The sequence below is a fragment of the Pantoea sp. M_9 genome, assembly GCF_008631385.1.
GTDB classification, from domain to species: domain Bacteria; phylum Pseudomonadota; class Gammaproteobacteria; order Enterobacterales; family Enterobacteriaceae; genus Pantoea; species Pantoea eucrina.
In genome coordinates, this window is the sequence record NZ_VWUF01000008.1 from 129530 (window position 1) to 152610 (window position 23081).

At 58.2% G+C, this 23081-nt stretch carries 22 protein-coding genes; 12 read left to right on the forward strand and 10 right to left on the reverse strand.

Translation table 11 applies throughout. The annotated features are described in order from the left end of the window. Window positions 1-61 precede the first annotated feature (61 nt). Window positions 62-1654, forward strand: a complete 1593-nt coding sequence (locus tag F3I15_RS12890; protein WP_150018177.1) for a sensor domain-containing diguanylate cyclase — start codon at window positions 62-64, stop codon at window positions 1652-1654. Window positions 1655-1714: 60 nt separating this feature from the next. Continuing rightward, the gene (locus F3I15_RS12895; RefSeq protein ID WP_150018178.1) at window positions 1715-2785 is read left to right on the forward strand and encodes an AI-2E family transporter; all 1071 of its coding nucleotides are present in this window, start codon (window positions 1715-1717) and stop codon (window positions 2783-2785) included. Between the two features lie 44 nt (window positions 2786-2829). Here F3I15_RS12895 and bcp read toward each other — a convergent pair whose 3' ends face one another. After that, window positions 2830-3297 carry a thioredoxin-dependent thiol peroxidase gene (gene bcp / locus F3I15_RS12900; protein ID WP_150018179.1) on the reverse strand — a complete coding sequence of 156 codons (468 nt, stop codon included), beginning with the start codon at window positions 3295-3297 and terminating at the stop codon, window positions 2830-2832. Window positions 3298-3438: 141 nt separating this feature from the next. Beyond that, window positions 3439-4005: a glycine cleavage system transcriptional repressor gene (locus F3I15_RS12905; protein ID WP_039379528.1), complete on the reverse strand. Its 567-nt coding sequence runs from the start codon at window positions 4003-4005 to the stop codon at window positions 3439-3441. 143 nt (window positions 4006-4148) lie between these two features. Here F3I15_RS12905 and dapA point away from each other — a divergent pair, with 143 nt between their 5' ends. From dapA to ypfH, 6 genes are all read left to right on the forward strand, one after another. After that, window positions 4149-5027: a 4-hydroxy-tetrahydrodipicolinate synthase gene (gene dapA, locus F3I15_RS12910; RefSeq protein ID WP_150018180.1), complete on the forward strand. Its 879-nt coding sequence runs from the start codon at window positions 4149-4151 to the stop codon at window positions 5025-5027. Between the two features lie 14 nt (window positions 5028-5041). After that, window positions 5042-6073: an outer membrane protein assembly factor BamC gene (bamC, locus tag F3I15_RS12915; RefSeq protein ID WP_150018181.1), complete on the forward strand. Its 1032-nt coding sequence runs from the start codon at window positions 5042-5044 to the stop codon at window positions 6071-6073. 143 nt (window positions 6074-6216) lie between these two features. Continuing rightward, window positions 6217-6930, forward strand: a complete 714-nt coding sequence (purC, locus tag F3I15_RS12920) for a phosphoribosylaminoimidazolesuccinocarboxamide synthase (protein WP_039385608.1) — start codon at window positions 6217-6219, stop codon at window positions 6928-6930. Window positions 6931-7076: 146 nt separating this feature from the next. Then, window positions 7077-7937 carry a neutral zinc metallopeptidase gene (locus F3I15_RS12925; protein WP_039379523.1) on the forward strand — a complete coding sequence of 287 codons (861 nt, stop codon included), beginning with the start codon at window positions 7077-7079 and terminating at the stop codon, window positions 7935-7937. Then, window positions 7937-9907: a tRNA(Met) cytidine acetyltransferase TmcA gene (locus tag F3I15_RS12930; protein WP_150018182.1), complete on the forward strand. Its 1971-nt coding sequence runs from the start codon at window positions 7937-7939 to the stop codon at window positions 9905-9907. Before F3I15_RS12925 ends, F3I15_RS12930 begins: the two co-directional genes overlap by 1 nt. Window positions 9908-9980: 73 nt before the next feature. Further along, window positions 9981-10676: an esterase gene (gene ypfH / locus F3I15_RS12935; RefSeq protein WP_150018183.1), complete on the forward strand. Its 696-nt coding sequence runs from the start codon at window positions 9981-9983 to the stop codon at window positions 10674-10676. Between the two features lie 230 nt (window positions 10677-10906). On the opposite strand, the gene F3I15_RS12940 is transcribed toward ypfH, so the two are convergent. The 3 genes from F3I15_RS12940 to F3I15_RS12950 are packed head-to-tail and all read right to left on the reverse strand — an operon-like array spanning window position 10907 to window position 12616. Next, window positions 10907-11095 (reverse strand): YpfN family protein, encoded by a 189-nt coding sequence (locus F3I15_RS12940; RefSeq protein ID WP_039379517.1) that lies wholly within the window; start codon window positions 11093-11095, stop codon window positions 10907-10909. 23 nt (window positions 11096-11118) lie between these two features. Continuing rightward, window positions 11119-12246, reverse strand: coding sequence for a succinyl-diaminopimelate desuccinylase (dapE, locus tag F3I15_RS12945; RefSeq protein WP_150018184.1), 1128 nt, complete (start codon window positions 12244-12246; stop codon window positions 11119-11121). Between the two features lies 1 nt (window position 12247). Then, window positions 12248-12616: an ArsC family reductase gene (locus F3I15_RS12950; RefSeq protein WP_071667924.1), complete on the reverse strand. Its 369-nt coding sequence runs from the start codon at window positions 12614-12616 to the stop codon at window positions 12248-12250. Window positions 12617-13010: 394 nt separating this feature from the next. Between F3I15_RS12950 and ypfM the strand changes: the two genes are divergently transcribed. Further along, complete coding sequence (gene ypfM, locus F3I15_RS18470) at window positions 13011-13070, forward strand: protein YpfM (RefSeq protein WP_113655867.1); 60 nt, start codon at window positions 13011-13013, stop codon at window positions 13068-13070. Window positions 13071-13173: 103 nt separating this feature from the next. On the opposite strand, the gene acrD is transcribed toward ypfM, so the two are convergent. Continuing rightward, window positions 13174-16290 carry a multidrug efflux RND transporter permease AcrD gene (gene acrD, locus F3I15_RS12960; protein ID WP_150018185.1) on the reverse strand — a complete coding sequence of 1039 codons (3117 nt, stop codon included), beginning with the start codon at window positions 16288-16290 and terminating at the stop codon, window positions 13174-13176. Window positions 16291-16621: 331 nt separating this feature from the next. Here acrD and F3I15_RS12965 point away from each other — a divergent pair, with 331 nt between their 5' ends. The 3 genes from F3I15_RS12965 (at window position 16622) to nudK (ending at window position 19420) form a co-directional block, all read left to right on the forward strand. Continuing rightward, on the forward strand, window positions 16622-16894 hold the full coding sequence (locus tag F3I15_RS12965) for a DUF1471 domain-containing protein (protein ID WP_150018186.1): 273 nt from the start codon (window positions 16622-16624) through the stop codon (window positions 16892-16894). A 312-nt stretch (window positions 16895-17206) separates the two neighbouring features. Next, on the forward strand, window positions 17207-18709 hold the full coding sequence (gene ansP, locus F3I15_RS12970; RefSeq protein ID WP_039379509.1) for an L-asparagine permease: 1503 nt from the start codon (window positions 17207-17209) through the stop codon (window positions 18707-18709). A gap of 132 nt (window positions 18710-18841) precedes the next feature. After that, window positions 18842-19420: a GDP-mannose pyrophosphatase NudK gene (nudK, locus tag F3I15_RS12975; RefSeq protein ID WP_150018187.1), complete on the forward strand. Its 579-nt coding sequence runs from the start codon at window positions 18842-18844 to the stop codon at window positions 19418-19420. Between the two features lie 62 nt (window positions 19421-19482). On the opposite strand, the gene F3I15_RS12980 is transcribed toward nudK, so the two are convergent. Genes F3I15_RS12980 through F3I15_RS12995 form a run of 4 tightly spaced genes read right to left on the reverse strand, consistent with a single transcriptional unit; the run spans window position 19483 to window position 23076 of the window. Further along, the gene (locus tag F3I15_RS12980; protein ID WP_039379505.1) at window positions 19483-20445 is read right to left on the reverse strand and encodes a ribokinase; all 963 of its coding nucleotides are present in this window, start codon (window positions 20443-20445) and stop codon (window positions 19483-19485) included. After that, entirely contained in the window at window positions 20445-21338 is an 894-nt protein-coding gene (alsK, locus tag F3I15_RS12985; protein ID WP_150018188.1) for an allose kinase, read from the reverse strand. Before alsK ends, F3I15_RS12980 begins: the two co-directional genes overlap by 1 nt. Beyond that, a complete protein-coding gene (gene alsE / locus F3I15_RS12990; RefSeq protein ID WP_150018199.1) occupies window positions 21335-22027 on the reverse strand; it encodes a D-allulose 6-phosphate 3-epimerase in 693 nt (230 codons plus the stop codon). Before alsE ends, alsK begins: the two co-directional genes overlap by 4 nt. Next, window positions 22027-23076 carry an ABC transporter permease gene (locus F3I15_RS12995; protein ID WP_150018200.1) on the reverse strand — a complete coding sequence of 350 codons (1050 nt, stop codon included), beginning with the start codon at window positions 23074-23076 and terminating at the stop codon, window positions 22027-22029. Before F3I15_RS12995 ends, alsE begins: the two co-directional genes overlap by 1 nt. Window positions 23077-23081: the final 5 nt, after the last annotated feature.

Sequence of the window (23081 nt, forward strand, 5' to 3'; positions counted from 1 at the left end):
CTCAATCACCACAGCGTCAGGCACGTAAATCTATGAAGCAACCTATCCGCGCGGCGGCGTTATGCTGATGCGAATCCGGCCCAAAACTGACCTGCGAACGCTGATCGCGCTGCTGGCAATAGTCAGTATTGTCATCACGCTGGCGAACACGCTTTATGCAACCTGGCGCGTACAGCGCATGGTGCTGATTGAAACCACGCTGGAAGCCAACCGCGCCTATGCGACCAAGCTGGCGACCACCACGGAACTTTTCTTTCAGCAGGCACAGTCGCAGCTGCACTTCAGCGCTAATCTGCTGGGTCAGGCGTTTGATGATGAAGCACTTGCGCAGCAGGAAGTAAATCGCCTGCGTGAGCAGACCAGCAGTTTTAACTCTGTTGCGGTGGTAGACAGTAATGGCATCGTTAAAGCGATCTCACCGGAATCCCTGACGCTGAAAGGCATGCAGCTCACCAGTCAGGCCTCACGGGAAGCGCTGTCGCAGCGGCAGCCGCTGGTCAGCCGGGCAGTGATTTCGGCCGCAAACAACCTGATCGTGTTTGTTTCATGGCCGATCTGGAATAGCGAAGGCCGCTATCTGGGTTACGTGGGCGGCACGCTCTATCTGAAGAAAAAAAGCATCCTGAATGCGCTGCTGGGCGAGCAATATTATCGTGACGGAACGCAGGTCTTTGTTCTGGACCGCAACAATCAGGTGCTTTATCACCAGAACAGCCAGCTGGTGGGTAAAAGCGTGCCGGCGATTATCAGCGAACGCGAGCGGGCGGAGCGCAGCAGCGGCACCGCGCAGATCACAGAGAACAGCAGCAATAAGCTGATTGGCTACGCTGTGGTGCCCGGTACCGGCTGGATGGTCGTGGCGCTTAAGCCTGCGGCGCTCACGCTGGCGCCGCTTGCCGGTCTGCTGCTGAACGTGCTGAAAAACTCGGTGCCGTTTGCGCTGCTGACGCTGCTGGTAGCGATCGTGCTGGCGCGGCTGATCGCGCTGCCGCTCTGGCAGCTGTCGCGGAAAGCGAGCCAGATGGATACGCAGGGGGTGTCAGCAGAGATCGGCGGCATTCGTGCGTGGTACTTTGAGGCGGCGCAGGTAAAGCGGGCGCTGCTGACCGGTATCGGACTAGTACAGGATAAAATCGGGCGGCTTAACTCAGAAGTACAAAGCGATCCCCTGACGCAACTGCTTAACCGGCGGGGATTGCACGCCGTGCTCGACTATTTTGAGGCGATGCAGCAGCCATTTGCCGTGCTGGCGCTGGATATCGACCACTTTAAACGGGTAAATGATAATTTTGGCCACGGCGCGGGTGATAACGTCATTAAGCAGGTCGCGCAGACGCTGCGCAGCAACGCCCGTCAGACCGATGTGGTCTGCCGTAACGGCGGCGAAGAGTTTCTGATGCTGCTGCCGGCCACCACGGTCGAAGAGGCGCGGGTTATCGCCGAGCGGGTACGCGTCAGCATTGCGGAGAGCTGGATCGATCCGCCCGGTCATATCACGCTCTCGGTGGGCATCGCCTGCTGGCAGCCGCAGCAGGGCACGCAGGAGGAGAGTCTCCGGCAGGCGGATGCGGCGCTCTATCAGGCCAAGCACGCCGGACGAAACTGTGTGATGATTGCCGACCATAACGCACTGGTCAGCAGCATTATGCGCTGATGTGCGGATCGATAAGCGGGCGGCAGCGTGCCGTGCCGGGGCAGTAAAAGGATAAGGTTGATGTTGTCTCTGTTGTTTCAATGGTACAAGCGTCGCTTCAGCGATCCGCAGGCGATTGGCCTGCTGGCGATCCTGCTGGCGGCGTTCTGCATTCTGTTTTTCTTTAGCGGGCTGCTGGCGCCGCTGCTGGTGGCGCTGGTGCTGGCTTATCTGCTGGAGTGGCCCGTGGTGCGGCTGCAGCGTATCGGCTGTAGCCGCAGCTGGGCAACCAGCATCGTGTTAATACTCTTCGCCGGCATTCTGCTGGTTATGGTACTAATAGTGGCGCCGGTTGCCTGGCAGCAGGGCATCAATCTGACGCGCGATCTGCCCAATATGCTCAATAAGCTGTATGTCTCAGCGGCTGCGCTGCCACAGCGTTTTCCGGCGCTGGTGGATGCAGGCATTATCGATATCATCGTAGAGAATCTGCGCAGCCGCCTGACCGGCCTGGGCGAATCCCTGGTGCGCTATTCACTGGCCTCGCTGGTCGGTCTGATGACGCTGATGATCTATCTGGTGCTGGTCCCGCTGATGGTGTTTTTCCTGCTAAAAGATAAAGAGCAGATGCTGAACGCGGTGCGGCGCGTGCTGCCGCGCAATCGCGGGCTGGCGGGCACGGTATGGAAAGAGATGAATCAGCAAATCACCAACTATATTCGCGGCAAAGTGCTGGAGATGGTGGTGACAGGCGTTGTCACCTGGATCGCCTTTCTAGTGCTGGGGCTCAATTACGCGCTGCTGCTGGCGGTGCTGGTGGGCGTTTCGGTGCTGATCCCTTACGTGGGCGCGCTGGCCGTCACGCTGCCAGTCACTGGCGTCGGGCTGTTTCAGTGGGGGCTTAGCAGCGATTTCTGGACGCTGATGGTGGTGTATCTGGTGATTCAGGCGCTGGATGGCAACGTACTGGTACCGGTGCTGTTTTCAGAAGCGGTGAATCTGCATCCGCTGGTGATTATTCTCTCCGTGGTCATTTTTGGCGGACTGTGGGGCTTCTGGGGCGTATTTTTTGCTATTCCGCTGGCTACGCTGGTAAAAGCGGTTGTACGCGCCTGGCCGGAAACCACGCCGGAACGGCAGATCGCAGAGTAAGACATCGCGGGAAGCGGTGCGCAGCAAAGGCGCACCGCTTTTGATCAGGCAGACTTCACGTAATCAAGCACGATATCGTGATGGTCTGCAGTTTTAAAGCTGTCGAACACCTTTTCCACTTTACCATCCTGACCAATCAGGAAACTGACGCGGTGGATGCCGTCGTAGCTTTTGCCCATAAATGACTTCTCACCCCAGACGCCAAACTGCTCGCACACCTGGTGATCTTCATCAGAAAGCAGCGTGAAATTCAGCAGCTCTTTCTCAACAAAACGGGACAGCTTTTCCGGCTTGTCGGTGCTGATACCCAGTACCTCAACGCCCGCTTTTTTCAGCTCGTCCATGTTGTCACGCAGGCCGCAGGCCTGAGTGGTACAGCCTGGCGTCATCGCTTTCGGGTAGAAATAGACCAGAACACGCTGTCCCTGGAAGTCGGCCAAATTTACTTGTTCGCCATCCTGATCGGGCAAGCTAAATTTCGGTGCGGTATCACCGGCTTTCAGTGGATTCATCACAACTCTCCGTTTTTTATTCATGCTGCGGGTATGACACCCGGCAGAGCCTGCTGGCTGGCCGGACGTTTACCTCAGGGTTATTTCACAACACGTTATGCTGCTGCAACAGAGTGTGTGGCGAAATAACCCGGAGCCTGATTACAGGACATTGCTGCTGTCGTCGGTGACACTATAGAGGCGAATTGAGCCTTGTGCATGCAGTTCTTCACACAGCTGATTAAACGCCTGCTCTATCGGTGCGCTTACCCGGTTAGCCGGGCTGTGTGCTGTCATCTGAATATAGAGTACCGGCTGTTCATTGTCCTGAGCCGGGTTAATACGCGACACCAGCTCAGCGATGTTCAGCTGATGTTTATCAAGCAGATCGGTAAAGCGCTCAATGATGCGTGGCGAATCGGGAACTTCTACCTGAATGCGAACCGTCACCGGCATCGGTGGCGTCGCGCGCGCGTTCGTCCGCTTCATGACAATCAGCAGCTCCAGCTCAGCACCTTTCATCGGCAGCGTGGATTCAATCAGCGTAATGGCGTTCCAGCTGCCGGAAAGCAGCATAATAAAGGTGAACTCATCGCCGAGCATCGCCAGACGGCTATCTTCTATATTGCAGCCGCAACTGCTGACGTGGCGGGTAATGGCGTTAACGATACCCGGACGATCGACGCCAAGAGCAGTGATGACCAGATGATGCGGCTGTGGCTGCGACAAAATGAGTTTTCCTGTACGTTCGCTAATAACTATAAGGTAAACATAAAAAAAACTGCTGACAAGCGCGGGAATGGGCTGGCTCGCTTGCTTTTCTTTGAAGGTAAAACGTAACATGAGGCACTTGTTTGTCGAGGGGATAGCCCATGTTCACCGGAAGTATTGTTGCACTCATTACGCCTATGAATGACCAGGGCCAGGTTTGCCGCCCGAGTCTGAAAAAACTGATTGATTATCATGTCGCCAGCGGAACCGCAGCGATCGTTTCTGTTGGCACCACCGGCGAATCTGCAACGCTCAGCCATGAAGAGCATGGTGACGTGGTGATGCAAACCCTGGAGCTGGCCGATGGCCGTATTCCGGTTATCGCCGGAACGGGCGCTAACGCCACCGCTGAAGGGATCTCTCTGACAAAACGCTTTACCGGCACCGGCGTGGTCGGCTGCCTGACCGTGACGCCTTATTACAATCGTCCGACTCAGGAAGGGCTTTACCAGCACTTCAAAGCGATTGCGGAAAGCACCGATCTGCCGCAGATGCTCTATAACGTTCCGTCGCGTACCGGCTGCGATATGCTGCCGGAGACCGTGGCGCGCCTGGCTGAAATTAAAAATATTATCGGTATTAAAGAAGCGACCGGGAACTTATCGCGGGTTTCACAGATCCAACAGCTGGTTGGTGACGCGTTTATTATTGTCAGCGGCGATGATGCCACTGCGCTGGATTCCATGCAGCTGGGCGGCAAAGGCGTCATTTCTGTCACCGCTAACATTGCGGCGCGTGAAATGGCTGAACTCTGTGCGCTGGCGCAGGAAGGCAAATTTGCCGAAGCGCGTCACCTGAATCAGCGTCTGATGCATCTGCACCAGACGCTTTTCTGTGAGCCCAATCCTATTCCGGTAAAATGGGCCGCAAAACAGCTGGGATTGATCGCGGATGACACGCTGCGCCTGCCAATGACGCCGCTGACCAGCGCGGGCCAGGAAAAAACGGCGCAGGCACTTATTAAAGCGGGTCTGCGTTAATTTAGGGAGAATCAATGAGTTTTTCAGTTAAGCGCTCGACGCTGGTAACGGTAGCAGGTCTCTCCACTCTGATGCTGCTGACAGCCTGTTCCAGCGATCAGCGTTACAAGCGCCAGGTGAGCGGCGATGAGTCCTATCTTCAGACGCCTGAACTGCGCGATCTGAACGCGCCGGCAGGGGCAATACTGCCGATACAGAACGGCGACTATGAGGTTCCGCATCGCGTAGCTAATGGCGCGCTGGGTAAAGCACTCGATATTCGTCCGCCGGCGCAGCCGCTGGCGCTGATGAACGGTACGCGCGCGCAGTTCACCGGTAATACCGGCGTACTGGCGCTGGAGAGCAACCGCGGTTCTATCTGGTCACAGGTGGTCAACGTGGTGCAATCCTACAAGTTCCCGATTGCCCAGCGTAACGATGCCGGGCAACAGCTCACCACCGACTGGGTGCAGTGGAACCGCGCAGATGAAGATAATCAGTATCGCGGCCGCTATCAGATCAGCGTGCAGAACCAGGGGTATCAGCAGGTCCTGACGGTGCGTCTGCTTGAGCTGCAGCAGCAGGGGGAGACGGTGACGTCACCGGCACAGGTTCAGCGCTATACTGGCCAGATGCTTAACGATCTCAGTACCGGTCTGGATAAGATCGATACCGCCAGTCAGGATGCAGCCGCCGGACGTGCGACCGGGCAGATCGACGTACAGAGCGGTGCGGATGAGACTGGCCTGCCGCTGCTGATCCTGCGCTCGCCGTTTAACGTCACCTGGCAGCGACTGCCGGCGGCGCTGCAGCGTGCTGGCATGGAAGTGACGGATGACAACCGTTCGCAGGGCAGTCTGAAAGTGACCTATAAGCAGCCGGGCAGCAGCGCGTTTGACGCGATTGGTGCCAAAGATCCGGAGCTGCCGAACGGTGACTATAAGCTGCAGGTAGGCGACCTTGATAACCGCAGCAGTCTGCAGTTTATCGATCCTAAGGGGCACGTGCTGACCCAGGCGCAGAACGATGCGCTGGTGGCCGTCATGCAGGGCGCACTGAATAAATAATTGTGTAAAGGCCGGAGATTCTCCGGCCTTTTTGTTTTGATTTTGGCATAATGGCGCCCGGCGAGGTAAACGATTGCGTCACGCAGTCGTCGCGCGGTGGAACACCGCTGAACACGGGTTATTTCATGTCTGGAGTTAACAAGATGCAAAAGCGAGCTGAGTTGTATCGCGGTAAAGCGAAAACCGTATACAGTACCGACAATCCGGATTTGCTGGTACTTGAGTTCCGCAACGATACATCAGCAGGAGACGGGGCACGAATCGAACAGTTTGATCGTAAAGGCATGGTGAACAACAAGTTTAACCACTTTATTATGACCAGACTGCAGGAAGCGGGCATTCCTACTCAGATGGAAGCGCTGCTGTCTGATAACGAAGCGCTGGTGAAAAAGCTGGAGATGGTGCCGGTAGAGTGCGTGATCCGCAACCGCGCGGCCGGATCGCTGGTCAAACGCCTTGGGGTGGAAGAGGGTATGCTGCTCAGTCCGCCGCTGTTTGATCTCTTCCTGAAAGATGACGCCAAACATGATCCGATGGTCAACGAGTCTTACTGCGAAACCTTTGGCTGGGTAAGTAAAGCGAACCTGGCGCGTATGCAGGAGCTGACGTATAAAGCCAACGAGGTGCTGAGCAAACTGTTTGATGATGCCGGTCTTATCCTGGTCGATTTCAAGCTGGAGTTTGGTCTGTTTAACGGTGAAGTCACGCTGGGCGACGAGTTCTCACCCGATGGCGCGCGTTTGTGGGACAAAGAGACCATGGACAAAATGGACAAAGACCGTTTCCGTCAGAGCCTCGGCGGCGTCGTGGAAGCGTATGAAGCCGTAGCGCACCGCCTCGGGGTCAAACTCGACTAATCCGCATTACGCAGCAGGTGATATCGGGTCGTCTTTACAGACGGCCCTTTTTTATATCCGTTATCTGCCTGCCTGCAACGCTGGTGCTTATGCCTGGCGCCATCTAAAATCATGCCTATCTGAAGATAAATAAACAGGAGCAGGCCATGCGCTGGCAAGGGCGTCGTGAAAGCGACAATGTGGAAGATCGTCGCGGCGAATCATCAGGTTTTGGCGGTGGCGGGCGACAGATCCGGCTGCCGCGCGGGAAAGGCGGCATTATCCTGCTGGTCGTTGTGGCGGTAGCCGGATATTACGGCTATGACCTTACCGGCCTGCTGGGTGGCGGTGGCAGCGCACCGGTGCAGCAGCGTCAGGTGGACTCCGCGCAGGATAACGAGGCGGCGAAATTCACCTCGGTGATCCTCGCGACAACCGAAGACACCTGGGACAAGCTGTTTAAGCAGATGAATAAACAGTATGTGCCACCCAAACTGGTGATGTATCGCGGCGTGACGCGCACCCACTGCGGAACCGGTCAGGCGGCGATGGGGCCGTTTTACTGTCCGGCTGACCAGAGCGTCTATATCGACCTCTCTTTCTACGATGAGATGAAAACCAAACTGGGCGCAGGCGGTGACTTTGCGCAGGGCTACGTCATTGCGCATGAGGTGGGTCACCATGTGCAGAAGCTGCTGGGTATTGAGCCAAAAGTACGTGAGATGCAGCAGGGCGCCAGTGAGAAACAGGTGAATCAGCTGTCAGTGAAAATGGAGCTGCAGGCGGACTGCTTTGCCGGCGTCTGGGGCCACTATATGCAGCAGCAGAACATTCTGGAAGTGGGCGATCTGCAGGAAGCGCTTAACGCGGCGGAAGCGATTGGTGACGACCGCCTGCAGCAGCAGAGCCAGGGGCGTGTGGTGCCGGACAGCTTTACGCACGGCACATCTGAACAGCGCTATACCTGGTTTAAACGCGGTTATGACGGCGGCGATCCGGGCCAGTGCAACACCTTCGCCACTAACTGATGTCTTGTGCGGTTATCACGGCGGCGATGCAGCAGGCAGGCATCCGCCGCTTAGCGGTTATTGCCGGTGACGCAGAGTGGGCGCGCGAGCAGGCCGGTTTATGGCAGCAGGCGCTGCCGGGTGACTGGATCACGCTTAGCAACGCCAGCGACCTGACGCCGCACGTTGCCCCGGCAGCGCTGCGTACGCTGCTGGGTCGCGAGTTTACCCATGCGCTGTTCGACGCGCGGCACGGCTTTCACGCTGAGGCCTTTGCCGCGCTGGCTGGTACGCTGCGCGCCGGCAGCTGGCTGCTGCTGCTGACGCCGCCGTGGGAGAGCTGGGCGACAGCTGCTGATGCGGACAGCCTGCGCTGGGCCGATGTCGCAGAGCCCATCGCCACGCCCCGCTTTATACGTCGCCTGCAGCAGCTGATGCTGGCAGATGAAGAGGTGCTGCTGCAGCGCCAGCATCTGCCGGTGCGTCAGCCGGCCGCAGGTGTCTGGCCGCGCTGGCAATGCCAGGCGCCACAGCAGCAGGCGGCTATTCTTGCTCAGCTGCAGGCGATCGCTTTCGGGGTGGCGGTGGTTACCGCACCGCGCGGGCGCGGCAAGTCGGCGCTGGCTGGCATGCTGGCACGTAATACAACGCACGCGCTGGTCACCGCTCCGGCGAAGGTGTCAACAGCGGTGCTGGCGCAGTTTGCCGGTGAGCAGTTTTCCTTCATGGCTCCTGATGCGATCCTGCAGCAGCCGGTCGATCCGCTGCCTGCATGGCTGATCGTCGACGAGGCAGCCGCGATCCCGGCGCCGCTGCTGCTGCAGCTGGTCGCACGCTTTCCGCGCGTGCTGCTGACCACAACCGTGCAGGGGTACGAGGGCACCGGACGCGGTTTTCTGCTGCGCTTCTGCGCCACCCTGCCTGACGTCCGCTATTTCACGCTGGATGAGCCCCTGCGCTGGAGCGCTCAGGATCCGCTGGAGCAGTGGCTTAATCGCGCGCTGCTGTTTGAAGAGGCGGATCGCGCCGCACCGGCATCTGAAATCACGTTATACAGAGCGATGCCGGATGCGGACCCCGCCGCGCTGGAGGCGGGCTATCGTCTGCTGGCAAGCGCGCACTACCGCACCTCGCCGCTCGATCTGCGCCGCCTGCTGGACGCGCCGGGAATGCAGCTCTGGCTGGCTGGCGCAGCAGAGAGCGTGGCCGGTGCCCTGTGGCTGGTTGAAGAGGGTGGGCTGGATGCAGAGCTGGCGCAGGCTGTCTGGGCCGGCACGCGTCGCCCGCGCGGTAATCTGGTCGCACAGTCACTGGCGGCACACGCCGGTTTCAGCGCGGCGGCTACGCTGCGCTCTCTGCGTATCAGCCGCATTGCGGTGACGGCCGCCCGCCGTCAGCAGGGCACTGGCCGGGCGCTGGTTGCGCAGGCGCGTCAGCAGGCCGCCGGCTGTGATTTTCTCTCGGTGAGCTTTGGTTACACAGCGGCGCTGTGGCGCTTCTGGCACGCCTGCGGCTTTACGCTGGTGCGGGTCGGATCGCAGCGTGAAGCGAGCAGCGGCTGCTATGCCGCAATGGCCATCTGTGCGCTGACGCCGGCCGGGAAACAGCTGCAGGCGCAGGCGGCGCAGCGTCTGGCGCGCGATGCCGTCTGGCTAAACGATCTCATCGATTTGCCGCTGCCGGACGGAGCGGGGCTGTCGCAGAATATTAATGAAGAGGATGTGGCGCTGCTGGCAGGTTTTGCCTGGGCACAGCGCCCGTTCGAGGCGAGCTATGCGGTGCTGCAGCGGCTGGTGCGCATACAGCCGCAGCCGTTAATGCAGGCCATACTGCTTCAGAAACAGACGCTGAGCGAGGCGGGCAGCAGCGCCGGTCTCAGCGGCCGCAAGGCGGTGGTACAGCGGCTGCGTCAGGAGACGGCTGAGGCGCTTGAACGGCTCGATCCGCAGGCAGCGCAGGCCTGGCAACAGCGGCTGACGTTGTTGCAATAAATCAGCGCTCTTGTTCAAATTTTCCCGATATCACTCTGCTGGCCGCGGCGTATAGTGAATACAGGAGGTCAGTATGGCTTTACGATATGTTGTTGTTCAGCAGCCGGTGCAGGCTGCTCAGCTTTTTTTGCTTTACCACGGCGCTGATGATAACCCTGATGCGATGGCACAGATTGGCAGCTGGTTTGCTGAGGCGTTTCCGGAAGCGCAGGTGGTATCAGTAGGTGCGCCTTATACCGGTAATGTGCCGCAGGGCCGCCAGTGGTTTATGGACTATCCTGCTCAGGATCGCTCGCCGCAGCAGTGTGTTGATGCGGTTATGCCGCTATTTATCGAGTCTGTCCGGCACTGGCAGCGTGCTGCTGGCGTCAGGCCCGAAGCGACGGCGCTGGTCGGATTCTCGCAGGGCAGCACCATGGTTCTGGAGGGCGTAAAAGCGCAGCCAGAGCTGGCGGGAAGGGTGGTGGCGTTTAGCGGACGCTATACCACGCTGCCGGAACGCGCCAGCAGGCGTAATACCATTCATCTTATTCACGGCGACGATGACGAACAGGTACCGCTACAGCATGCTGAAGCGGCGAACCAGCGTCTGACCGAGCTGGGCGGCGATGTGACGCTGGATGTGGTGGACGATCTGCCGCATGCAATAGATGAACGCAGTATGGCGCGGGCGCTGCATCATCTGCGCTATACCATACCGCGCCGCTATTTTGATGAAGCATTGAGCGGTGCCAAACCCAACGACGACGATGTTGTGATGTTGCTGTAGAGGACGGGCGGCATGAATGCCGCCCCTACAATTTCGTAGGGGGCGCATTCATGCGCCCCTGGCGTATTCATGCGCCCCTGGCGTATTCATGCGCCCCTGGCGTATTCATGCGCCCCTGGTTATTTACGCGTCCGTTGCCCATTTGCGGCAAGGGCGGCATGAATGCCCCCCCTACAATTGCCCGTAGGGGGCGCATTTATGCGCCCCCTGACGTATTTATGCGCCCTGGCCTATTTTTTCTTTGGCCAGTCATCTTCATCATCCCACTTATCGTTGAAATCGCGATGCGGGGGTAAATCCGGACGGTTATCCATATATTTCTTATGATCGATGCGCTTGAGATCTTTATAGACGTTCATCAGTACGCCCACCATCAGCACAATCACCAGGATCCACCAGTACTCTTTTAACCACTCCATGCCCCGTCTCCTTGTTTATGCGGTCAGGCGATCAGCTGCTCCATAATGCGCTGATACATGCGGCTCAGCAGCTGCAGATCTGATGCTTTGACGCACTCGTTGATTTTATGAATTGTGGCGTTAACCGGGCCAAGCTCTACCACCTGCGCGCCCATACGGGCAATGAAACGCCCGTCGGAAGTGCCACCCGTGGTTAACAGCTGCGGCTTAACTTCATTATAGTGCGTTACGGCGTTTACCACGGCATCGACCAGCCTGCCGCGTGACGTCAGGAAGGGCTGTCCGGAAACGGTCCACTCCAGCGTATAGCGCAGCTGATGGCGGTCCAGCAGTTCCGTCACGCGATCTTTAATCATCTGATCGGTCAGCTCGGTGCTGAAGCGAAAGTTAAACTGAACAAAAAATTCGCCGGGAATAACGTTATTGCTGCCGGTACCCGCCTGCACATTCGCAATCTGCATGCTGGTTGGCGGAAAGAATGCGTTGCCCTGATCCCACTCGGTAGCCACCAGCTCATTCAGCGCCGGCATGGCACGGTGTACCGGATTATCCGCCAGGTGCGGGTAGGCGACATGGCCCTGCACGCCGTGCAGCGTCAGGTTTGCGGTCATTGAACCGCGCCGGCCGTTTTTCACCACGTCCCCGACGATCTCTGTACTGGAGGGCTCACCCACCAGGCAGTAATCCAGCCGTTCATGACGCGCCATCAGGCGCTCCACCACTTTAACCGTGCCATTGACCGCGCTGGCCTCTTCATCGGAGGTGATCAGAAACGCCAGGCGGCCCTTGTGTTGTGGATGCGCTGCGACAAAACGTTCAGCGGCGACCACCATCGCTGCCAGTGAGCCCTTCATATCGGCGGCACCGCGCCCGAACAGCATGCCATCGCGGATAGTCGGCTCAAACGGCGGGTTGATCCAGCGGTTTGCATCACCGGGCGGCACGACGTCAGTGTGTCCGGCAAACGCTAAGGTTTCACCGTGACCGCGCGTGGCCCAGACGTTTAGCGTGTCATTAATATGCATCTGCTCAATCTGAAAACCGATCGCTTCCAGGCGGGCGATCAGCAGGGCCTGACAGCCCGCATCATCCGGACTTAGCGAAGGACGACGGATGAGCTGCTGAGCCAGCTCAATAACCGGACAGAACATGTTATGACTTCTCCTGAATAAAAGCGTGGTAAAGATCGGCGCTGTAGCCCGGCAGCAGGCTGCCATCGGGGGCGGCAAGCAGCGGACGTTTGATGATGGCGGGCTGTGCCAGCATTACGGCGCTGGCACTGGCGGCATCCTTAATCGCGGCACGTTCTGCCTCTGGCAGCCTGCGCCAGGTGGTACCGCGCGTATTCAGCAGGGCTTCATAGCCAAGCCGATCGATAAAGTGCTGCAGCAGCGCGGCATCCAGTCCATCCGCGCGATAATCGTGAAACCGGTAGTCGATGCCGGACGCGGTTAGCGCATTGCGCGCTTTTTTTACGGTGTCGCAATTTTTGATTCCGTACATCACCCACTGCGCTGTCATAGCTCTTTCCCGTTCTGCAAAAAAATCTGCGCGCGAGTTTACCACAGCGGGTTGCACGCGGTGAGCGTCGGTGGATATTGCCTGCATTTTTCATCATCTGCGGGCTTTAATCGAAAACGCTAATCAGGGCCAGTAAGCGCTTTCATTCAGGTCGTAAAACACGCGCTGTCTGATTATCTGACGGGTGAGGATTATCTTAATGGCAGAATTGTGCTACTGCGCAAATAAAAAAATATTTTCCAGCTCAGACAGTGGCTTGCAGAAATGTGCGTCACGGCACAAAAAAGAAAATTGCAGCTTTTCCCCGCTTTTGCCGATAGTGATAAGAGGTGGAAACGTATTCACCTGCAGAAAAAATCGGCGTACAATTGCCATTACAATAAGAGAGGTTGTCATGGTTGAATATGAACTGGGGAACTGGAAAGAATTTATCGAAGCGATGTTACGTAAGTAACGCGTGACGAGGAAAGCAGGGCGTTTCCCCTCTTGCTGCGATTCTGACCACACACATCAATAAGGCCGCCGGGAGCCTCTTCCGGCGGCTTTTTTCATGCCGGCTAATCGTGCGGTTTCTCACGCAGCGGAAAGCGACGCCGGACCAGCACAAAGAACAGGGGTACAAAGAAAATAGCCAGCAGCGTGGCGGTCAGCATACCGCCCAGAACGCCGGTTCCTACCGCGTGCTGGCTGCCTGAACCCGCGCCGCTGCTGATCGCCATCGGCAGGACGCCAAACATAAAGGCAAGCGAAGTCATTAATATCGGACGCAGGCGCTGCCGCGCGGCTTCAAGAGTGGCCTCCTTTAGCTCACGACCTTTGCTGTTGATCTCATTGGCAAACTCCACAATCAGAATCGCGTTTTTCGCCGAAAGCCCAATCACCGTCAGCAGCCCGACCTGAAAATAGACATCGTTTTCGAGTCCGCGCAGCCATGTTGCCAGCAGAGCACCGACAACACCCAGCGGCACAACCAGCATTACCGAAAAGGGAATAGACCAGCTTTCATAAAGCGCAGCGAGACACAAAAACACCACCAGCAGCGAAATAGCATAGAGCGCCGGGGCCTGTGCACCGGATAATCGTTCCTGATAAGATGCGCCGGTCCACTGGAAGCCTACCCCGAGCGGCAGCTGCGCCACCAGCTTCTCCATCTCATCCATAGCGGTTCCGCTGCTGACGCCGCTGGCCGCTTCGCCAACAATTTCCAGCGAGGCGTAGCCGTTATAGCGTTCCAGCCGCGGTGAGCCGGTTTCCCAGCGGCTGGTGGCAAACGCAGAGAAGGGCACCATGCCGCCGCTGCTGTTGCGCACGTACCATTTATTGATATCGCCGGGAAGCATGCGAAACTCCGGTGCCGACTGCACATAGACCTTTTTAACCCGGCCGCGATCGAGAAAATCATTCACATAGGTCGATCCCCAGGCGGTAGAGAGGGTCTGATTGATGGTATCCAGCGAGACGCCGAGCGCCTGCGCTTTGCGCTGATCGATATCGATCTGCAGCTGTGGCGTGTCATCCAGGCCATTATGCCGCACGCGCGACATCGCCGGGTCGGCTGACGCCAGCGCCAGCAGCTTATCGCGCATTGCCATCATCTGCGTGTGCCCGATACCGCTGTGATCCTGCAGCTGCAGGTCAAAGCCCGATGAGCTGCCCATGCCGCTGATGGCCGGGGGGCTGCTGGCGACCACACGCGCTTCAGCAATCGCGGTAAATGCGCGGGTGGCGCGTTCAATAATGGCAAAAGAGGTGCGGTCGTCACCGGGGCGCTGATCCCAGGGCGTGAGGCGGACAAACAGCCGCGCCACATTCTGGCCGTTGCCGCCAGGCCCGGAGCCAATGGTGGCAAACACGGACGTGACGTTCTCTTTTTCCGCCGTGAGGTAGTAACGTTCAACTTTCTCAACCACGCGGGAGGTCTGCTGCAGCGTTGAACCCGGCGGCAGCTGAATCTGCGTCATAAATACGCCGCGATCTTCCAGCGGCAGAAAAGAGGTCGGCAGCCGCAAGAACAGAAAAGCCATCAGACCGATCAGTGCGGCATAGAGCAGCATCCAGCGGCCACTCTGGCGCAGCAGTCGCGCAACGCCTCGTTCGTAGCGCTGAGTGCTGGCGTTAAACGCGCGGTTAAACCAGCCGAAAAATCCGCGCTGACCGTGCTGTTCACCCTGTTTCAGCGGCTTAAGCAGCGTGGCGCAGAGCGCGGGCGTCAGGATCATCGCCACCAGTACCGACAGCACCATAGCGGAGACAATCGTAATGGAGAACTGGCGATAAATGGCGCCCACCGTGCCACCAAAAAAGGCCATCGGGACAAAGACCGCGGAGAGAACCAGCGCAATGCCCACCAGCGCACCCTGTATCTGCCCCATTGACTTGCGCGTGGCAGCGCGTGGCGATAATCCCTCCTCGCTCATGATGCGCTCAACGTTTTCCACGACCACGATCGCATCATCAACCAGCAGGCCAATGGCCAGCACGACGGCAAACATGGTCAGGGTATTAATACTGAAGCCGCAGATATAGAGCACGGTAAACGTGCCCAGCAGCACCACCGGTACCGCAATAGTGGGGATCAGCGTGGCGCGAAAATTTTGCAGAAAGAGATACATCACCAGAAATACCAGCAGGATCGCTTCCAGCAGCGTTTTGACGACATCTTTTATTGAGGCTTTAACAAAAGGCGTGGTTTCAAACGCAATTTTCGCTTCCAGGCCGGGGGGGAAATAGTGCGCCAGCTCCGCGACGCGGGCGCGGACCAGCCGGTCAGTATTCATCTCATTCGCGCCGGAAGCCAGCTTAACCCCCAGGCCTGATGCGGGCTGACCGTTATAGCGACTCAGGTAGTCATATTTCTCTGCGCCCATGGCGATGCTGGCAACATCACCCAGCGTGACAACTGCACCGCTGCCGCTGCTTTTTAAGGTAATGGCGCGAAACTGCTCCGGCGTCTGCAGCATGGACTGCGCGTTGACCGTGGCATTCAGCGCCTGCTTCTCTACCGACGGCAATCCGCCGACCTGGCCGACGGCGACCTGGGTATTTTGTGACTCAATCGCCTGTATGATATCGGCGGTCGTGAGCGCATAGCGCGTCAGTTTGACGGGATCGAGCCAGATACGCATAGCGTACTGTGACCCATAGGCATCCACCTGACCGACGCCATCGATACGGCTGAGCGGATCCTGGATGTTACTGGCAACGTAATCAGCAATATCCTGCTTATCCATGCTGCCATCGGTGGAGACAAACGCAATCATCAGAATGTTGCTGTCGCCGGTTTTATTAACGTTAACTCCCTGCGCCTGAACGGCGGCCGGAAGTTTGCGCAGCGCGCTCTGCAGCTGGTTCTGCACCTGCTGACGCGCCTCATCGGGATCGGTACCGGCGAGAAAGGTTAGCGTAATTTGCACCTGGCCGGTATTGCTGCTGTTTGAGGACATATACATCAGGTTATCGATGCCGGTCATATTCTGTTCGATAACCTGCGTAACGGTATTCTCCAGCGTCTGGGCAGAGGCGCCGGGATAATTGGCCGTGATCCGGACGTTAGGCGGGGCGAGATCCGGGTACTGTTCAACCGGAAGCGAGGTGATAGCCAGCGTGCCGCACAGACAGAGTAAAATCGCCAGAACCCAGGCAAATACCGGGCGGTCGATAAAAAAGTCCGACATAACTCTGTTACTCCTTAGCGGCAGCTTGTCATTATTATGTGAACAGCGCACGGCTGGCGCGCTGGCAGGCGGGGCGGGCACACTCTGCAGACGCCTGCCCGCTCTACTTTACGCGGTGTAAATCAGAGAAACGTGGAGTAATTATGGAAGAAATGTAAATATTGCGCGGCCGGACGGCGGAACCGGTGCCGTGCTGCTTTACCTTTCCCGGCAATACAGACATTAATCTGGCTAAACATTAAACAGATTTACCGACCGCCAGGCCTGGTTTGCACAGGCTTGCCAATACTTCTCCTGTCACCCGCTATTTTCTGCCACTCAGGAGATCCTTATGAAACGAGCTATTACCCTCTTTGGCGCGGCCCTGCTTGCCACCGCAAGTTTTTCCACGCTGGCTGCTACGCCGCTGAGCGAGGCGGATGCCCAAAACATGCAGCCTGCAGGCACCGTATCGGTCAGCGGCGTGCGCGGCACGCTGGATGACGCTACCCGCCAGCTGTCGCAAAAAGCTGAAGAGATGGGCGCCACACACTTTCGCGTTATTGGCGCACAGAATCCTGGCGACTCCAGCCTCTGGAACGGCAGCGCGGAAATCTATCGCTGATGTGTTACCCGGGAGCTGCGCAACCGGGCATTTCCCGGCCCGAATTCCTGCTTTTCTGACGCCATCCTGACCGGTCACGCTGCTGACCGGTTTTTTTTGTGCGTCACGACCGATTCTTACAAATCAGATCGTGCGTCCAGCCAGTATATTTTGCTTCGTTCATGCAGAACGGGTAGGATTCATCGCCGTAATTTCCCGGGTCGCCACGCGCATCGTTCCACTGCCCGTGCACCGGTTTTTTACTCCATTTCGCACCGCAGGCGCAAACGATTGGTCAGCCGGTGATTGATGGTCAGGACAAACAGGAAAGCTATGAAACATACTAAAAAAACGCCCGACGAACAGCGTGCTGCGAGAAGGCGCTGGCTGAACTCTCACGATACCGGTTACCACAAAGCGATGGGTAACCGACAGGTACAAATGATCGCCATCGGCGGGGCTATCGGTACCGGTCTGTTCCTCGGCGCAGGCGCACGCCTGCAACTGGCAGGTCCGGCGCTGGCACTGGTCTATCTGGTGTGCGGCATCTTCTCTTTCTTTATTCTCCGTGCGCTGGGCGAACTGGTACTGCATCGCCCCTCAAGCGGCAGCTTTGTCTCCTATGCGCGTGAATTCCTCGGGGAAAAAGCGTCTTATGTAGCGGGCTGGATGTATTTCGTTAACTGGGCGATGACCGGGATTGTCGATATCACCGCGGTGGCGCTTTATATGCATTACTGGGGCGCGTTTGGCGACGTACCGCAGTGGGTATTTGCGCTTGGCGCGCTGGCCATTGTCGGCACCATGAACATGATCGGCGTTAAATGGTTCGCCGAAATGGAGTTCTGGTTTGCGCTGGTTAAAGTACTGGCCATTGTGATCTTCCTGATTGTTGGCGTGGTGTTTCTCGGTACCGGCAAACCGCTCGATGGCAACGCGACCGGCTTCCATCTGATCACCGACAACGGCGGTCTCTTCCCGCATGGCCTGATGGCCGCGCTGGTGCTGGTGCAGGGGGTGGTGTTTGCCTTTGCCTCGATTGAGCTGGTGGGAACTGCGGCCGGCGAGTGCAAAGATCCTAAAACCATGCTGCCGAAAGCGATCAACAGCGTGATCTGGCGTATTGGCCTGTTTTATGTGGGTTCCGTGGTGCTGCTGGTGCTGCTGCTGCCGTGGAATGCCTACCAGGCGGGACAGAGTCCGTTTGTGACCTTCTTCTCAAAGCTGGGCGTTCCCTATGTCGGCAGTATTATGAACATTGTGGTACTGAGCGCAGCGCTCTCCAGCCTGAACTCCGGCCTCTATTCAACCGGTCGTATTCTGCGCTCCATGTCGATGGGCGGCTCAGCGCCGCAGTTTATGTCGAAGATGAGCAAGCAGCAGGTGCCGTATGCCGGTATCCTGGTCACGGTTGCGGTTTACATCGTTGGCGTGGTGCTGAACTACTACGTGCCGTCGCAGGTGTTCGAGATTGTCCTGAACGTTGCCTCGCTGGGGATCATCTCTTCCTGGGGCTTTATCGTGGTCTGCCAGATGCGTCTGCGCAAAGCGATCAAAGAGGGCAAGGCTGAAGATGTCAGCTTTAAGCTGCCGTGGGCGCCGTTCACCTCCTGGCTGACGCTGCTGTTCCTGCTCAGCGTGCTGGTGCTGATGGCGTTCGACTACCCTAACGGCACCTATACCATCGCTTCTATTCCTCTGATCGCCGTACTGCTGGTGCTTGGCTGGTTTGGCGTGCGCAAGCGCGTCCAGGCAGAGGCGATGAAAGAGCATGAGGTGCACGCGGATGAGAGCAGCGATGCGTCACCGCAGCTGGCGGACGAAAGCGGACGCTAAACCTTTCTCTGTAGCGTAACGGGAGCCTGGCTCCCGTTTTTTTTACCCGCCGCTGCGCAGGTAATTCAGATAGTTTTTCCCGCCGCTGCCGCCTATTATTTCAGCCTCTCTCAGCAAAGCAGCGGAGCGCTCATGGCATTCACTATCAACGTCATTAAAAATAAAATCCTGTCTGAAAACTGGTTTGTGCTGCGCAATTACACCTACGAGCTGACCCGCAGCAATGGCGAGGTGGTACAGCACAAGCGTGAAGTATACGATCGCGGTAACGGCGCAACCATCCTGCTCTACAATCGTGAAAAAAACAGCGTGGTGCTGACCCGTCAGTTTCGCATTGCCACTTACGTTAACGGTAACGAAAGCGGTGAGCTGATTGAAGCCTGCGCCGGGCTGCTGGACGATGACACGCCCGAAGATTGCATCCGTAAAGAGGCGATTGAGGAGACGGGCTATCAGGTGGGGAAGGTTGAGAAACTCTTTGCCGCCTACATGTCACCCGGCGGCGTTACGGAACTGATCCACTTTTTTGCTGCAGAATATAGTGAAGCGATGCGTGCTAACAGCGGCGGTGGCGTTGAAGATGAAGCGATAACCGTGCTGGAGCTGTCGTTTCCGCAGGCGCTGGCGATGGTAAAAGATGGGCGCATTTGTGACGGTAAAACCATGATGCTGCTGCAGCATGCGCAGCTTGCCGGCTGGCTGAAGGCGTAATCAGGGCGCTGTGATGCGCCCTCCGCGGCCTGCATGGCTGAATAGCTCTGCCAGCCTTTCAGTTACGCCACCGCGTTCTCTATCTCCCCGACCACGCACTCCGGATGCGCCTGCAGTCGCGCCAGCGCCTCGGCGTAGGAGGGCATTGAGTCGGCTGCGCCAGCGCGCTCGACGCAGAGCGAGGCAAACGCTGCAGCAAACCGCGCCGCCTGCGGCAGATCGTCGCCTGAGGCGAGACGCGCGGCAAGCGCACCGTTAAATGCGTCACCCGCGCCGGTGGTGTCGCGCGGCTGCGCCGGAAAAAGCGGAATACGCTGCTGCCGGTCGGGCGTTGAGAGCAGGGCTCCCGCCATGCCGAGCGTAATAATGACCTGGCGCGCGCCTTTACGGTGCAGCACATCGGCGGCACGGCGTGCGCTGGCGAAATCGGTTACCGTTACGCCGCTGAGCTGGGTCGCTTCGGTGCTGTTTGGCGTCAGCAGATCGACCTTTGCCAGCAGCGCATCGCCGATCTTCTGCCACGGTGCCGGGTTAAGAATGACAAAGGTGCCGCTGGCGCGGGCGTTATCGATCATACGCTGGATAGCGCTGAGATTATTCTCCAGCTGCACCAGCAGAATATCGGCAGCGGCGACCGTAGGCTGGCAGCGCGTCACTTCGGCTGCGGTCACGGTGGTATTGGCGCCGGGATAGACTGAAATCATATTCTCCGCGTCGTCGCCCGCGACGTAAATCAGCGCATTGCCGGTCGGCTTCTCTTTACAGGTAAACAGCGTAATGGCATCGAATCCGGTCTTTTCCAGATGACGGCGGGCAAACAGGCCAAAATCGTCATTGCCTACTTTGCCGATGTAGTGCACCCGCGCACCTGCGCGCAGCGCCGCCGTGGCCTGATTAGCCCCTTTGCCGCCTGCGCCCATCATACTGTGATGCGCCGTCAGCGACTCACCCGGCAGCGGAAAGCGGCGCATCACCGCCACGATGTCGAGATTAAAGGAACCGAAAACACACACTTTTCCTTTCATCATACGCTCCTGAACAGGCGTGCGGCGGCGAGACAGGCACCGCGGCAGCCCGTGTAGTCGGTTGAGTGGCTGAAGATAATCTTCAGATTTTCACGGGTAACCGGTGGCCGCAGATGCTGCTGGATCTGGCTGCGCAGCTGTGCCAGCGGAAAATCAGCCATCGCCAGTACGCCGCCCCCGAGGATCAGGTACTCCGGATCGAGAATATTCATTTCGGTCGCGATAAGTTCAGCCAGCCGCCGGACAAACGCCTGCAGCTCCGGCTGTTCGCCGTGGCGGGTAAACAGCGCCGGCATCGGCGTATCGGCGGCGTTCTGTGCCGCCCAGCGGCTCAGCCAGTGGCCCGACGTCAGCGTTTCTGCACAGCCGTGGTTGCCACACGGGCAGGGCAGGGCGTTGCCCGCCACCGGAATATGCCCCAGCTCGCCGGCACCGCCATGCTCGCCGTGATAAAAGCCACCGTTGAGCCACAGGCTGTTGCCCATACCGGTGCCAGGATAGAGACCCACGGCGTTGTCCGGCAGCTGCTCCAGCTGCAGCAGATCCCACAGCATCAGATGGTTCACATCTTTGTCCATCGCGACCGGCACGCCAAGCAGCGCGGTGAGGCGCGCCGCGACCGGCTGGCCATCCAGCGCCTGAATAAAGGGCAGCGAAATCACCTGCTGCCGGTCGCGGCTGAGAATACCCGGCAGACCCAGCATAATGCCGCTTACCGGCTGCTGCTCCAGCGTGTCGCGGATGAGCTGAGCAAGCGCCAGCAGCGCGTCGGGCTGCTGCGCCCAGCTGGCGGTGGCGACTTTGCGAAAGCTGCTCCAGACGCCTCCTTCTTCCATCAGCTGCAGCCGCGTACCGGTGCCGCCGATGTCGATACCGAGCCAGCGTGGTTTCATGCGGACACCTGCGTCAGCCCCTGGGCTTCATCAATGCTGTCGCGCATCATCTCCCACGCGGTCGCCAAATCATCATGAATATTGAACAGGCCGGATGTGCCGACAATCAGCACTTCTGCACCGGCCCCAATCAGCTGGTTATAGGTGCGGGTGTTGCAGGAGCCGTCAATCTCAACCAGATAGTGATAACCGTGCTGCTGTTTAAGCGCTTTCAGCTCGCGCACTTTCTCCACCATCTCCGGAATAAAGGGCTGACCGGCGTAGCCAGGATCCACTGTCATCACGGTAATTTTATCCAGCAGGTGAATATAGTGCTGGATAAAGGAGACCGGCGTGGCGGGATTCAGCACCACCCCCACTTTTTTACCAAAGCTGCGGATCAGATTGATCACGCGGAAGGCGTCGCGGTTAATGGTTTCTGCGTGCGGGCAGATATAGTCAGCGCCCGCTCTGGCGACCGCCTCAATAAAATCGGTCGGCTCTTCCACCATCAGGTGCACATCAATGGCCACGCGGGTATAAGGCCGGATCTGTTCAATAAAGAAAGGGGAGAGCGTGATGTTTTTAACGTAGTGACCATCCATGATATCCACGTGAAGAAAGTCAGCGCGCGAATCGAGAACCTGCAGCTGGTGCTTGATCTCCATCAGGTTCATACACATCAGTGACGGGGAGATTTGAATACGCATCATACTTCCTTCTTTTCAGTCAGAGGATTAAGCACCGCGGCCAGCTTGCTGAGCTTTACCGCACGGTGTTCGTTGAGTCGGGTTTTGAGTTGTTTAAAGGCGAGTACCACAATCAGCACCGCACCCCACATCGCCAGACTGACGTGCTGGCTGATATTCATCAGGTTAAAGCCGGTTGAGAGCACCTGCAGCGCAATCAGCGCCAGCACGACGCCGGTGACGCGACCAAAGCCGCCGTTGGGATCGGTGCCGCCGAGGATAATCGCCAGCACCGTCAGCAGCAGGTAGGCGTCGCCGTAGCCCATGCGCGCGGAGTTAAAGCGCGCCATCATAATCAGGCCCGCCAGCACGCAGAGCAGGCTGGAGATCACGTAAACCAGCATCACCATGCGGTGGGTGTTAATGCCGCTAAACCAGGTCGCGTTGATGTTGCTGCCGCCCATATAGATACATTTGCCGGCACGGGTTTTACCGAGGAACAGCGCCAGCAGCGCGGCGGCGATGAGAAACACCCAGAGCGGCAGCGGCATCCCCAGCAGCGTATTAGCGCCCAGCGCCTGCACCACCGGCGGCATGCCGCTGACGGCCGCGCCTTTAGTCAGCCAGATACCGATCCCGTTCAGCGTCATCATCGTTGCCAGCGTCACCAGAATTGGATGCGCGCCGATGCGCGTCACCATCAGGCCGGTGACGACGCCGATGGCGGCGGCAATCAGCATGGCGCCGATGATGGCGATAAACAGCCACAGCAGCTGCAGCGCCATTCCGGCACCGGCGGGCAGAGCGCTCATCAGCGTCCAGGCGATAAACAGCGCGGTCAGGTTGGCGGTGGCGATAATGGCGAGATTCAGGCCACCGCTGAGAATGGCGATAAACATCGCCAGCGTGAGTAATCCCAGCTCCGGCAGCTGAAACGCCATGCTCATAAAAGTGGAGTCGGTCAGGAAGCGACCCGGCAGCATCAGCGTAAAGGTCGCCAGCGCCAGCGCGATAAGCAGCATCAGACCAAGGTTGGTGCCGTCAGGGCGCAGTGCAGTCAGTGATTTCATCATCA

Coding starts and splice junctions, on each gene's coding strand:
- F3I15_RS12890 (WP_150018177.1), top strand. CDS start 62: ATGCTGATGCGAATCCGGCCCAAAACTGACCTGCGAACGCTGATCGCG.
- F3I15_RS12895 (WP_150018178.1), top strand. CDS start 1,715: ATGTTGTCTCTGTTGTTTCAATGGTACAAGCGTCGCTTCAGCGATCCG.
- bcp (WP_150018179.1), bottom strand. CDS start 3,297: ATGAATCCACTGAAAGCCGGTGATACCGCACCGAAATTTAGCTTGCCC.
- dapA (WP_150018180.1), top strand. CDS start 4,149: ATGTTCACCGGAAGTATTGTTGCACTCATTACGCCTATGAATGACCAG.
- bamC (WP_150018181.1), top strand. CDS start 5,042: ATGAGTTTTTCAGTTAAGCGCTCGACGCTGGTAACGGTAGCAGGTCTC.
- purC (WP_039385608.1), top strand. CDS start 6,217: ATGCAAAAGCGAGCTGAGTTGTATCGCGGTAAAGCGAAAACCGTATAC.
- F3I15_RS12925 (WP_039379523.1), top strand. CDS start 7,077: ATGCGCTGGCAAGGGCGTCGTGAAAGCGACAATGTGGAAGATCGTCGC.
- F3I15_RS12930 (WP_150018182.1), top strand. CDS start 7,937: ATGTCTTGTGCGGTTATCACGGCGGCGATGCAGCAGGCAGGCATCCGC.
- ypfH (WP_150018183.1), top strand. CDS start 9,981: ATGGCTTTACGATATGTTGTTGTTCAGCAGCCGGTGCAGGCTGCTCAG.
- F3I15_RS12940 (WP_039379517.1), bottom strand. CDS start 11,095: ATGGAGTGGTTAAAAGAGTACTGGTGGATCCTGGTGATTGTGCTGATG.
- dapE (WP_150018184.1), bottom strand. CDS start 12,246: ATGTTCTGTCCGGTTATTGAGCTGGCTCAGCAGCTCATCCGTCGTCCT.
- F3I15_RS12950 (WP_071667924.1), bottom strand. CDS start 12,616: ATGACAGCGCAGTGGGTGATGTACGGAATCAAAAATTGCGACACCGTA.
- acrD (WP_150018185.1), bottom strand. CDS start 16,290: ATGTCGGACTTTTTTATCGACCGCCCGGTATTTGCCTGGGTTCTGGCG.
- F3I15_RS12965 (WP_150018186.1), top strand. CDS start 16,622: ATGAAACGAGCTATTACCCTCTTTGGCGCGGCCCTGCTTGCCACCGCA.
- ansP (WP_039379509.1), top strand. CDS start 17,207: ATGAAACATACTAAAAAAACGCCCGACGAACAGCGTGCTGCGAGAAGG.
- nudK (WP_150018187.1), top strand. CDS start 18,842: ATGGCATTCACTATCAACGTCATTAAAAATAAAATCCTGTCTGAAAAC.
- F3I15_RS12980 (WP_039379505.1), bottom strand. CDS start 20,445: ATGAAAGGAAAAGTGTGTGTTTTCGGTTCCTTTAATCTCGACATCGTG.
- alsK (WP_150018188.1), bottom strand. CDS start 21,338: ATGAAACCACGCTGGCTCGGTATCGACATCGGCGGCACCGGTACGCGG.
- alsE (WP_150018199.1), bottom strand. CDS start 22,027: ATGCGTATTCAAATCTCCCCGTCACTGATGTGTATGAACCTGATGGAG.
- F3I15_RS12995 (WP_150018200.1), bottom strand. CDS start 23,076: ATGAAATCACTGACTGCACTGCGCCCTGACGGCACCAACCTTGGTCTG.